Raw genomic sequence first — 12,235 nt, forward strand, 5'->3', positions numbered from 1 at the left:
CCACCTACGGAAAGGACGCCCTTGTGGTGACCACTGAGACCGGAACCCTGTTCCTGCACCCCGACCGCAACCTGGCCATGGAGCTCGTGCGCGCCACCGAGGCCGCCGCCATCCGCTCGGCGCCGTTCATCGGCAAGGGCGACAAGCTCGCGGCCGACGGGGCGGCGGTGGATGCGATGCGCAAGTTCTTGGGAACCGTCAACTTCAGCGGCCTCGTCGTCATCGGCGAGGGTGAAAAAGACAACGCACCCATGCTCTTCAACGGTGAGGTGGTCGGGAACGGCCAGGGCCCGGCATGCGACATCGCCGTCGACCCCATCGACGGCACGTCGCTCACGGCGGCGGGCCGCGGCCACGCCATCTCGATGATCGCCGTCGCCGATCGCGGCTCGATGCTTGACGCGTCGAGCGTGTTCTACATGGAGAAGCTCGTGGCGGGGCACGAGGGCATCGGCGTGCTCGACATCCGCCAGTCGATCGGCGAGAACATCCGCGCGCTCGCCGCGGCGAAGAAGAAGCCCGTCGACGAGATGCGCATCGCGGTGCTCGACCGGCCGCGGCACGAGGGGCTCATCGCCGAGATCCGCGCGACGGGGGCGGGCACGCGGCTCATCCTCGACGGCGACGTGGCCGGCGGCATCAACGCGGCGCGCCACGATTCACGCATCGACCTGTGCGTCGGCACGGGCGGCAGCCCCGAGGGCGTCGCCACGGCGTGCGCCGTGAAGGCGCTCGGTGGCTTCATCCAGGGCCGCCTCGCGCCGAGCAGCGACGAAGAGCGCGCCCGCGGCGCGGCCGCGGGGCTCAAGTTCGACCACGTTTACGAGGCCGACGAGCTCGTGCGCAGCGACAACACCTTCTTCGTGGCCACGGGCGTGACCGACGGCGAGCTCGTGCGCGGCGTGCGGCGCGAGAACGGCATCATCACGACCGAGTCGATCGTGCTGCGCTCGCGATCGGGCACGATCCGCCGCGTGACGGCCGACCACCTCGAGAACAAGTGGCTCGACGCGTGAGCGGCGAGGGTGAGCACCGACGCGTAGGCCTCGGCGCAGCATCCACCGCCCCCGTTCGCTGAGAGCGGCACGCTCGTGGCGGGTGCCCCGCTGGCGCGGGTGAAGAATGGGCAGACCATGCTCGCGACTCTTCTTCGGCGGTATCTGCGCCCCTACTGGTCGCTGATCGCCGCGGTGATCGTGTTCCAGCTCGCGCAGGCGATCGCCTCGCTCTTCCTACCCGCGCTCAACGCGGCCATCATCGACCGCGGCATCGCCACAGGCGACACGGGCTACATCCTCATGGTCGGCGGGGGGATGCTCGCGATCACGCTCGTGCAGATCGCGTGCGCCATCACGGCCGTCTACTTCGGCGCGCGCGTGGCCATGGCGCTCGGACGCGACCTGCGCGGGGCGGTGTTCGCGCACGTCGGAGCGTTCTCGGAGCGCGAGGTGAGTCGCTTCGGCGCCCCCTCGCTCATCACACGCACGACCAACGACGTGCAGCAGGTGCAGATGCTCGTGCTCATGACGAGCATGATGCTCGTGAGCGCGCCGATCCTCGCCGTCGGCGGTGTCATCATGGCGCTGCAGCAAGACCTCGAGCTCTCGCTCATCATGGCGGTCGCGATCCCCGTGCTGCTCATCGCCGTGAGCGCGATCATCGTGCGCACGGTGCCGCTGTTCCGCGTGATGCAAGAGCGCATCGACACCGTCAACCGCGTGCTGCGCGAGCAGCTGACGGGCATGCGCGTCGTGCGGGCATTCGTGCGCGAGCGGCAGGAGGTCGACCGCTTCGCCGACGCGAATGCGGCCGTCACCGATGTGGCGCTGCGGTCGGGGCGGCTGTTCGCGCTCATGTTCCCGATCGTGCTGCTCGTGCTCAACGTGTCGAGCGTGGCAGTGCTGTGGTTCGGGGCGTTCCGCATCGAGTCGGGGCTCATGCAGGTCGGCGCCCTCACGGCCTTCCTCACCTACCTCATCCAGATCCTCATGGCCGTGCTCATGGCCACGTTCATCGCCGTGCTGCTGCCGCGGGCGGCCGTCTCGGCCGACCGCATCGGCGAGGTGCTCGAGACGCCCTCCTCAGTGGTGCTGCCGGCGAACCCCGTCACGCAGCTCGAGGCGAGCGGTCGGGTCGAGCTGCGCGACGCGACGTTCGCGTACCCGGGGGCCGAGCATCCGGTGCTCGACGGGGTCAGCCTCGTCGCCGAGCGCGGTCGCATGACGGCCATCATCGGCAGCACGGGCTCGGGCAAGACGACCCTCATCAGCCTGCTGCCCCGGCTGTTCGACGTCACGGGCGGCGCGGTGCTCGTCGGCGGGGTCGATGTGCGCGAGCTCGACGCCGACCTGCTGTGGAGCCGCATCGGGCTCGTGCCCCAGCGGCCGTTCCTGTTCTCGGGAACCGTCGCGAGCAACCTGCGCTTCGGCAAGCCCGACGCGAGCGACGACGAGCTGTGGGCGGCGCTCGAGATCGCGCAGGCGGCCGACTTCGTGCGCGCGATGCCCGAGCAGCTCGAGGCGCCGATCGCGCAGGGCGGCACGACGGTCTCGGGCGGGCAGCGGCAGCGCCTCGCGATCGCGCGCGCGCTCGTGAAGCGCCCCGAGATCTACGTCTTCGACGACTCGTTCTCGGCACTCGATACGGCGACGGATGCCCGGTTGCGGGCCGCCCTGCGCCGCGAGGTCGCCGATGCCACCCTCATCGTCGTCGCCCAGCGCGTGGCGACGGTGCAGGATGCCGACCAGATCATCGTGCTCGACCAGGGCCGCATCGTGGGTCGCGGCACGCACGTCGAGCTGCTGGCCGGCAACGAGACCTACGCCGAGATCGTCAACAGCCAGCTGCGAGCGGAGGCGAGCGCATGAGCACAGCACCCGCACGACCGGTCGGCCCTCCCGGGGGCGTGCGCCGCGGACCAATGGGCGGCCCCATGGGCGGCGGCATCGGCATGCCCGCCGAGAAGGCGATGACCTTCGGGCCCTCGGCCAAGCGCCTCGTCGGCAGGCTCGCCCCCGAGCGCGCGCTCGTGATCGTCGTGATTGCGCTCGGGGTGCTCAGCGTGCTGCTGAGCGTCGTGGGCCCCGCCCTGCTCGGCATGGCGACGAACGTCATCGTCGACGGTGTCTTCGGCAACGGCGACGGCGCGGGCCAGGCGGGCGACGGCGCGGGCATCGACTTCGCCCAGCTGCAGCTGCTTCTGGGCATCGTGCTGCTCGTCTACGTCTTCTCATCAGTGTTCTCGTGGCTGCAGGGCTACCTGCTCAACGGTGTCACCCAGCGCACGGTCTACCGCCTGCGCGAAGAGGTGCAGGCCAAGCTCAACCGCCTGCCGCTCACCTACTTCGACCGCGTGCAGCGCGGCGAGGTGCTCAGCCGCGTCACAAACGACGTCGACAACATCTCGCAGAGCCTGCAGCAGACCCTGAGCCAGCTGCTCACCTCGCTGCTCACGGTGCTGGGCGTCATCATCATGATGTTCGTGATCTCGCCCATCCTCGCCCTCGTCTCACTGATCACCGTGCCGCTGACGCTCGTCATCACGGCGGTCATCGCGAAGCGCTCGCAGAAGCTCTTCGTGGCGCAGTGGGCGCACACGGGCGAGCTCAACGCGCAGATCGAAGAGACCTTCACGGGCCACGCGCTCGTCAAGGTGTTCGGCCGGCAGCGCGAGGTCGAGCAGCGGTTCGTGGAGAAGAACGAGCAGCTCTTCACGGCGAGCTTCGGCGCGCAGTTCGTGAGCGGCATCATCATGCCCGCGATCATGTTCGTCGGAAACCTCGTGTACGTGGCGATCGCCGTCGTCGGAGGCCTGCTCGTGACGACCGGCTCGATGACGATCGGTGGCGTGCAGGCCTTCATCCAGTACTCGCGCCAGTTCACGCAACCGCTCAGCCAGCTCGGCTCGATGGCGAACCTGCTGCAGTCGGGCGTCGCGAGCGCCGAGCGCGTCTTCGAACTGATGGATGCGCCCGAGCAGACCCCCGACCCGTCGCCGGCGGCGACCCCCGAGGCCGCCACGGGCCGGTTGGTGTTCGAGGACGTCTCCTTCCGGTACGACCCCGAGGTTCCGCTCATCGACGGGCTCTCGCTCGTCGCCGAGCCGGGCCAGACGATCGCGATCGTCGGACCGACGGGCGCGGGCAAGACGACCCTTGTTAACCTCATGATGCGGTTCTACGAGCTCGACGGCGGGCGCATCACGCTCGACGGTGTCGACATCGCCGCGATGACGCGCGACGACCTGCGCTCGCGCATGGGCATGGTGCTGCAAGACACCTGGCTGTTCGGCGGCACCATCCGCGACAACATCGCCTACGGCCGACCGGATGCGAGCGAGCAGCAGATTCTCGACGCGGCCCGCGCCACCTATGTCGACCGCTTCGTCGGCGCGCTGCCCGACGGCTACGACACCGTGCTCGACGACGACGGCGAGAATGTGAGCGCGGGCGAGAAGCAGCTGCTGACGATCGCCCGCGCGTTCCTCGCGCGGCCGAGCGTGCTGATTCTCGACGAGGCCACGAGCTCGGTCGACACCCGCACCGAGGTGCTCGTGCAGCACGCCATGGCGGCGCTGCGCCGCGATCGCACGAGCTTCGTCATCGCCCACCGCTTGTCGACCATCCGCGACGCCGACCTCATCCTCGTGATGGAGGCGGGCCGCATCGTCGAGCAGGGCACGCACGAGCAGCTGCTCGCCGCGGGCGGCGCCTACTCCCGGCTCTACGAGGCGCAGTACGCGGCGCCCGTCGGCGACGCGTAGCCCGAGCATCCACTCTTCTGACGCAATACGACACCTCGTACGTTTCGAAACGTGCGAGGTGTCGTTTTCGGTACGGGGCGCTGGGCGGTACAGGCCTGCGGTGCCCGGCGGCGTGCGCTCGAGTGCCGCCTCGCGTGAGCGGTGCATCCACTCGTCGCACAGAAAACGACGCCTCGCACGGTTCGAACCGTGCGAGGCGTCGTGTGTCGTACGAAGCGCGGCCCCGAGGCCTACAGCAGGTTCGGGATCTTCTGCTCGGCCGCCGTGTTCGCCCGGCGGAACACGAAGGTCACGACCGTCGCGAGCAGCACGATGAAGAGCGAGTAGAGCGCCGGCACGATGAGGATGAGTCCGATGTCGGGGTTGCCGCTGAACGTGAGCAGGATGATCGCGATCGCGAGCGGGCCGTTCTGGATGCCCGTCTCGAGCGCGATCGTGCGGGCGTTCGCGGGGTGCAGTCGGATCGCCCGCGAGATGCCGTAGGCGATCGCGATGCCGAAGAGGCCGAGCCCGATCGCGACGACGTAGGTCTGCCACGCCGTCGAGGCGAGCAGCGCCCAGTTGCGCGGAACCCACGTGGCCACGAGAAAGACGATGAAGAAGAGCCCGAAGAAGCCGCCCAAGAGCTCGAGCACGGCGCCGATGTTGGCGCTGTAGCGGCGGATGAGCATGCCGAGCACGACCGGGATGAGCAGTACTGCGAGGGTCACGACGATGTTGGTGATCGGGATCTGGAACTCGGAGTTCTCACCGGCGAAGAGCAGGTTGCCGAAGATCGCGAGGGCGAGCGGCGTCATGAGGATGGCCCACAGGGTGGAGTTCGTGGTCATCATGACGCTCAGGGCGAGGTTGCCCTTGGAGAAGTACGTGAACATGTTCGACGTCGTGCCCGCCGGCACGGCGCCCATGAGCAGGGCGCCGATCGACAGCGGCACGGCGACCTCGGGGGCGAGCTGGAACAGGAACACGAGGCACAGCACGTAGGCGAGCACGGGCATGATGCCGAACTGCGTGACGAAGCCGATGATGAGCCCCGACGGCCGCTTGAGCGCGAGCTTGAAGTCGCGCGGCGTGAGGCCGGCACCGAGGCCGAACATGATGACGAAGACGAGGCCGACGAGCAGGTTCTGCTCGAAGGGCGTGACGACGTCTTGCTCGTTGACGACCGCCTGGGTCGCGATGATGAGCGGCGTGATCACGAGAGCTCCCTTCCCTGGGTCTCGATAGTGGCGGTGGCAGAGGTGACGGCCTCGGCTCGCAGCTCGCGCCGCAGGATCTTGCCGATCGGGCTCTTGGGCAGCTCGTCGACGAAGCGCACCGACTTGGGCACCTTGTAGGCCGCGAGGGTCTCACGGCAGTGCGCGAGCACCTCGGCCTCGGTCGGCGGCGTCGCGGTGGCGACGATGTAGGCGCGCACGCTCTCACCGCTCTTGTCGTCGGGGATTCCGACGACACCCACCTCGAGAACGCCCGCCAGTTCGGCGATGCGCTCTTCGATCTCGTTGGGGTACACGTTGAAGCCGCTGACGATGATCATGTCTTTCTTGCGGTCGACGATGGTGAAGTACCCCTCGGCGTCCATCTCGGCGATGTCGCCGGTGCGGAACCATCCGTCGACGATGGTCGCCGCGGTGTCCTCCGGGCGGTTCCAGTAGCCGAGCATGACCTGCGGGCCCTTCGCGGCGATCTCGCCAGGGGTTCCGGGCGCGACCTCGTTGCCGGCGTCGTCGATGCATTTCAGCATCGTCGACGGAACGGGGATGCCGATCGTGCCCGCCTTCTCGTTCGGGCCGAAGGGGTTGAAGCTCAGCACGGGCGAGGTCTCGGTGAGCCCGTAGCCTTCGACGATCGGCGTGCCCGTGACCTCCTCCCAGCGCGCGTTGACCGACTCGTGCAGCGCCATGCCGCCGGCCGCCGAGGCACGCAGGTGGCGCGGCGGGCTGTCGAGGAACCAGCGCTCGTTGAGGAGGGCGTTGAACAGGGTGTTGACGCCCGTGACCCACGTGATCGTGTAGTTCTCGAAGGCGCGCTTGAGGTTGCTCGGCGGGCGCGGCGACGGCACGAGGATGTTGCGCGCACCCAGACGGTAGAAGCCGAGCAGGTTCACCGTGAAGGCGAACACGTGGTACAGCGGCAGGGCCGTGAGCACGGTCTCGAGCCCGGGCCGCATGTAGCCCCCGCACATCTGGATCATCTGCAGGGTGTTCGACACGAGGTTGCCGTGCGAGAGCATGGCGCCCTTCGAAACGCCCGTCGTGCCGCCCGTGTACTGCAGGGCCGCGACCGTGCTCGCCCCGACACCGTCGAGGTAGCCGGTGAGCGCCGCGGCCGACTTCGCCGCGCGCCCCGCGCCGAGCGCGGCCGGGAAGGCGGTGTGCTCGACCGTGATGGCCGGCAGCGATCGGTTCCAGAACTTCTGCACCATGCGGATCACGCCCGCGATGACGGGCGGGAAGAACTCGGAGATGCGCACCGTCACGACGGTCTCGATGCTCGTCTTGGGCAGCACTTCGGGCAGCCGGTCGGCGAACATGTCGATGACCACGAGCGCCTTCGCGCCCGAGTCGGAGAACTGGTGCACCATCTCGGTCGGCGTGTAGAGCGGGTTCGTGTTGACGAGCACGCACCCCGCCTTCATGATGCCGAAGGCGACGACGGGGTAGGCCAAGCAGTTGGGCATCTGCACGGCGACGCGGTCGCCCTGGTCGAGCCCGACGACCTCGCGCAGGTAGGCGGCGAAGTCGTCCGAGAGGGCATCGACCTGCGCGTAGGTGAGCGAGCCGTTCATGCCGTTGGGCATGCACTGGGTGAACGCGATCGTGTCGGAGTAGGCCGAGCCGGAGTGCCGGATCATCGCGGGCAGGTGCTCGAACGGCACCGTCTCGAGATCGGGCGCGACGTCGTCGGCGTAGCGGGAGTACCAGGGGCGTTGGGTCATCGTTGATCTTTCGCCGGAGGGTGGACCGCCGGCGGAGCCACCGACGATGGTGAAACGTGCTTCATCATATCCGGGGCTCCGGATGCTCGCGAGGGCCGCGCCGCCCCCGACGTCCCCGGCCGCTCAGTCGGCGTTCTGCAGCACCGAGATGATGTTGCCGGCCGGGTCGGCGAACCAGGCGATGTCGGGGCCCTGGTTCGCGGCGATCCCGCGGGAGATGCCCCGTGCGTCCTGCTCGAAGCCCTCGTAGCGCAGCATCTCGACGCCCCGCTCGACGAGCTCGTCGACCGCGGAGTCGATGTCGGACACCTCGAGGTTGAGCACGGTGTAGGTGGCGGGCGCGTGGTCGGGCTTGGGGTAGACGAGCACCCAGCCGCCTCCGGGCAGGTCGATCGAGAGCTGGCCCATCATCTCGTCAGAGACCGTGAGGCCGAGCGCGTCGCGGTAGAACGTGCGTGCGGCGTCGATGTCGGGCACGGCGAATCCGCTGAAGGCGAAGGTGTAGGTCGGCATGCCGGGCACGCTACTCCGGTGCGGGCTCGCCGTCGAGGGTGCTGAACTCGAGCTCGGGCGCCGTGGGAGGGTTCGACTCTAGTTCGGCGACGAGCTCCATCGCGGTCAGGTCGCGCGGGGCGTCTTCGATCGCGGCGAGCGGCCCGAGCACGGTCGATTCGTCGAGCTTCTGCAGCTTGCGCGCCGTGGGCAGCACCTGCCGTTCGAGCGAGCCGACGAAGCCGTTGTAGTTCTTGATCGTGCTCTCGATCGCCCGGCCGAGCTTCTCGACGTGCCCCGCCATGGTGGACAGGCGCGAGTACAGCTCGCGGCTGAGGTCGAACAGCACCTGCGCGTCGGCCGTCAGCACGTCTTGCTGCCACGAGAACGCGACGGTCTTGAGCACCGACCAGAGCGTGACGGGCGAGGCGAGCGCCACGCGCTTCGAGAACGCGTAGTCCATGATCGCCGGGTCGGCCTCCATGGCCGACGACACGAGCGACTCGCTCGGGATGAACGCGATGACCATCTCGGGCGAGGTGCCGAGCCCCGCCCAGTAGGCCTTCGATCCCAGCGCGTCGATGTGGGCGCGCACGGCCTTGACGTGCTCCTGCAGCAGGCGCTTGCGACGGTCGCCCTCGTCGCCCGTGGCGGTGATCGCGATCTGGCTCGCGGCCAGGTACGCGTCGAAGGGCACCTTGGCGTCGACGGGGATGTGCTTGCCGCCGGGCAGGTGGATGACCATGTCGGGCCGGCCCGCCCCGGCGTCAGAGCTCACCGTCCACTGCACGTCGAAGTCGACGCGCTCGATGAGGCCCGCGGCCTCGACGACCCGTCGCAACTGGGTCTCGCCCCACACTCCGCGCGTCGAGTTGCTGCGCAGGGCGCCCGCGAGCGACTCGGCGGTGGCCCGCAGGCGCTCCTCCGCCTCGGTCGCCGACTTGAGCTGCTGCGTCAGCTCGCCGTGCTGCAGGCTGCGCTGGGTCTCGAGCTCGGTGACCTTCGCCTGCATCGACCGCAGGGTCTCTTGCACGGGGGCCAGCTGCTGCAGCACCTTGCTCTCGGCGCGCTCACGCTCGGCCTGCGCCGTCTGCTCGGTGCGCACGCGCTCGACGAGCTCGCGGTACTGCTCCTGCGCCGACACGATCTGCTCGCGCAGGCCGGCCGCGGTCGCCTGCAACGCGGCGAGCTCGGTCGAGAGCTGCGCCCGGTGCTGCGCCTCCTCGGCGCGGATCTCGGCGATCGCCGTCTGATGCCGGGCCTCGATGACCGCGGGGTCGTCGCCGGCCGACGAACGCCGGGCGAGCACCAGCCCGAGCAGGGCGCCGAGCACGGCGCCGATGAGCAGGCCGATCACGAGGGGCAGCACGAAGTCCATGCCGCTCAGTGTGCCAGCCGCCACCGACGCGAGCCCGACGCGAGCCCGGCGCCCGCCGCCCTACGCTGGGCGCATGAGCACCGGCCCCGACCCGCACGAGGTGAGCGCTGACGACCTGCGCTACCTGCTCGCGGTCGCGCGCGTCGGTCGCCTCGTGAGCGCCGCGGCCCTGCTCGGCGTCGACCACACGACCGTGCGCCGCCGCCTCGACCGGCTCGAGGCTGCCCTCGGCGCGCGGCTGCTCGACCGCGGCGCCGACGGCTGGCAGCTCACGGCGATCGGCCGCGACGTGGTCGAGCGCGCGGCACCGCTCGAGGGGCTCGTCGAGCAGGTGGTGGCGGCAGCATCCGGAGCCGACGCCGTGCGGGGCACCGTGCGCGTCGCCGCGCCCGAGGGGTTCGGCTCGCTGTTCGCGGCGCCGGCCCTCGCGCGGGTGCGAGTCGAGCATCCGGGCATCGCGCTCGAACTCGTGACCTCGACCCGGCCGCTCAGCCTGCGGGGCTCGGGCTTCGACCTCGCCGTCACGGTCGGCTCGCCCGCGGGCTCGCGCGTCACGGCCGAGCTGCTCACCGAGTACGCGCTGCGGCTCTACGCGGCGCCGAGCTACCTGGCCGCGCGGCCCGCCATCCGCACGCCCGCCGACCTCGAGGGCCACGATCTGGTCTTCTACGTGGATGCCCTGCTCACCGTGCGCGAGCTCGACCTCGCGACGCTCGGGCTCGAGGGCATGCGGCTCGGGTTCGGCTCGACGAACGTGTTCGCACAGCTCGAGGCCACCCGGGCCGGAGCCGGCATCGGACTGCTGCACGCCTTCATGGGCGAGGGCGCGGCGGGGCTCGAGCCCGTGCTGCCGCGGGCGGTCGACGTGCGCCTGCCGTTCATGCTCTCGACGCGGCCCGACAGCCCCGCGGTGGATGCCGTGGCGATCGTGCGCGACGCCCTGCGCCGCGAGGTCGCCGGCCGGCGGGACCAACTCCTGCCTCCTCCGCGCTGAGCGCGCGCGAGCATCCCGAACCGGCTTGTGCGTTTCTGCACATGACCTGTGCACCGATGGTGCTTGATCGCAGATGATCGGGGGCGCAGACTGGGCACGACTCGTCCAACGAAGGAGCACACATGTCGGTCGTCAAGCACTGGGTGAACGGCGCGGAGTTCGCCGGGGCATCCACCCGCACCGCCCCCGTCTACAACCCCGCCACGGGCGAGGCGCAGCGCCAGGTCGCGCTCGCGACCACCGCTGACGTCGACCACGCCGTGCAGGCCGCGAAGGCCGCGTTCCCGGGCTGGTCGAACACCTCGATCGCCAAGCGGCAGCAGATCATGTTCGCGTTCCGGGAGGGCCTCAACGCGCGCAAGGACGAGCTCGCCGCGATTCTCACCAACGAGCACGGCAAGGTGCTGAGCGACGCGGGCGGCGAGATCGCGCGCGGCCTCGAGGTCGTCGAGCTCGCGTGCAGCATCCCCCAGCTCATGAAGGGCGAGTTCAGCGAGAACGTCTCGACCGGCGTCGATGTGTACTCGATCAAGCAGGCGCTCGGCGTCGTGGGCATCATCAGCCCCTTCAACTTCCCCGCCATGGTGCCGCTGTGGTTCTTCCCCCTCGCGATCGCGGCGGGCAACACGGTCGTGCTGAAGCCCTCGGAGAAGGACCCCTCGGCCGCGATCTGGATGGCGCAGCTGTTCAAGGAATCCGGCCTGCCCGACGGCGTCTTCAACGTCGTCAACGGCGATAAGGAGAGCGTGGATGCTCTGCTCGAGCACCCCGACGTGGCCAGCATCTCGTTCGTGGGTTCGACGCCCATCGCCAAGTACATCTACGAGACGGCCTCGAAGCACGGCAAGCGCGTGCAGGCCCTCGGCGGCGCGAAGAACCACATGCTCGTGCTGCCCGACGCCGACCTCGACCTCGTGGCCGACTCGGCCGTCAACGCGGGCTTCGGCTCGGCCGGCGAGCGCTGCATGGCCATCTCGGTCGTCGTCGCCGTCGAGCCCGTGGCCGACGCGCTCATCGAGAAGATCCAGGCGCGCATGACCGGCCTGAAGGTCGGCGACGGCACGCGCAACTGCGACATGGGCCCGCTCATCACGCGCGAGCACCGCGACAAGGTGGCGAGCTACCTCGAGGTCGCCGAGCAGGATGGCGCATCCATCGTCGTCGACGGCCGCGGCATCGAGGTGGATGGCGACGCCAACGGCTTCTGGCTCGGCCCGACCCTCATCGACAAGGTGCCGACGAGCTCGAAGGTCTACACCGAAGAGATCTTCGGCCCCGTGCTCTCGGTCGTGCGCGTCAAGAGCTACGACGAGGGCCTCGCCCTTATCAACGGCTCGCAGTACGGCAACGGCACGGCGATCTTCACGAACGACGGCGGCGCCGCGCGCCGCTTCCAGAACGAGGTGACCGTGGGCATGGTCGGCATCAACGTGCCGATCCCCGTTCCCGTCGGCTACTACTCGTTCGGCGGCTGGAAGAACTCGCTGTTCGGCGACGCGAAGGCCTACGGCACGCAGGCGATCCCGTTCTTCACGCGCGAGAAGGCGATCACCTCGCGCTGGCTCGACCCGAGCCACGGCGGCATCAACCTGGGCTTCCCGCAGAACTAGCGTGGCGCCGCGAGCGCCCATTTGCCCCCGCGGTGGGGGACAACGGCGCGTCGCCTTGGCC

Annotated in this window: 9 protein-coding genes; 5 read left to right on the plus strand and 4 right to left on the minus strand. The window is 69.6% G+C overall.

All coding sequences use genetic code 11. From position 1 onward, the window contains the following. Nucleotides 1-77: 77 nt before the first annotated feature. The 3 genes from glpX (at nucleotide 78) to ACK4HH_RS07200 (ending at nucleotide 4,762) form a co-directional block, all read left to right on the plus strand. Entirely contained in the window at nucleotides 78-1,016 is a 939-nt protein-coding gene (gene glpX, locus ACK4HH_RS07190) for a class II fructose-bisphosphatase (protein WP_409650154.1), read from the plus strand. Nucleotides 1,017-1,133: 117 nt separating this feature from the next. Continuing rightward, on the plus strand, nucleotides 1,134-2,867 hold the full coding sequence (locus tag ACK4HH_RS07195) for an ABC transporter ATP-binding protein (protein ID WP_409650113.1): 1,734 nt from the start codon (nucleotides 1,134-1,136) through the stop codon (nucleotides 2,865-2,867). Continuing rightward, nucleotides 2,864-4,762, plus strand: coding sequence for an ABC transporter ATP-binding protein (locus tag ACK4HH_RS07200; protein WP_409650116.1), 1,899 nt, complete (start codon nucleotides 2,864-2,866; stop codon nucleotides 4,760-4,762). The genes ACK4HH_RS07195 and ACK4HH_RS07200 overlap by 4 nt, the downstream gene beginning before the upstream one ends. Before the next feature lie 230 nt (nucleotides 4,763-4,992). Here ACK4HH_RS07200 and ACK4HH_RS07205 read toward each other — a convergent pair whose 3' ends face one another. The 4 genes from ACK4HH_RS07205 to rmuC form a co-directional block, all read right to left on the minus strand. Then, entirely contained in the window at nucleotides 4,993-5,961 is a 969-nt protein-coding gene (locus ACK4HH_RS07205; RefSeq protein ID WP_409650119.1) for a bile acid:sodium symporter family protein, read from the minus strand. Beyond that, nucleotides 5,958-7,700: an AMP-binding protein gene (locus ACK4HH_RS07210; RefSeq protein ID WP_409650122.1), complete on the minus strand. Its 1,743-nt coding sequence runs from the start codon at nucleotides 7,698-7,700 to the stop codon at nucleotides 5,958-5,960. Before ACK4HH_RS07210 ends, ACK4HH_RS07205 begins: the two co-directional genes overlap by 4 nt. Nucleotides 7,701-7,823: 123 nt before the next feature. After that, nucleotides 7,824-8,213, minus strand: a complete 390-nt coding sequence (locus ACK4HH_RS07215) for a VOC family protein (RefSeq protein ID WP_409650125.1) — start codon at nucleotides 8,211-8,213, stop codon at nucleotides 7,824-7,826. A gap of 10 nt (nucleotides 8,214-8,223) precedes the next feature. Beyond that, nucleotides 8,224-9,570, minus strand: coding sequence for a DNA recombination protein RmuC (gene rmuC, locus ACK4HH_RS07220; protein ID WP_409650129.1), 1,347 nt, complete (start codon nucleotides 9,568-9,570; stop codon nucleotides 8,224-8,226). A 73-nt stretch (nucleotides 9,571-9,643) separates the two neighbouring features. Here rmuC and ACK4HH_RS07225 point away from each other — a divergent pair, with 73 nt between their 5' ends. Beyond that, the gene (locus tag ACK4HH_RS07225; protein WP_409650132.1) at nucleotides 9,644-10,564 is read left to right on the plus strand and encodes a LysR family transcriptional regulator; all 921 of its coding nucleotides are present in this window, start codon (nucleotides 9,644-9,646) and stop codon (nucleotides 10,562-10,564) included. Between the two features lie 122 nt (nucleotides 10,565-10,686). Beyond that, nucleotides 10,687-12,174 carry a CoA-acylating methylmalonate-semialdehyde dehydrogenase gene (locus ACK4HH_RS07230; RefSeq protein ID WP_409650134.1) on the plus strand — a complete coding sequence of 496 codons (1,488 nt, stop codon included), beginning with the start codon at nucleotides 10,687-10,689 and terminating at the stop codon, nucleotides 12,172-12,174. Nucleotides 12,175-12,235 lie beyond the last annotated feature (61 nt).

The organism is Microcella sp., assembly GCF_046296455.1.
GTDB lineage: Bacteria > Actinomycetota > Actinomycetes > Actinomycetales > Microbacteriaceae > Microcella.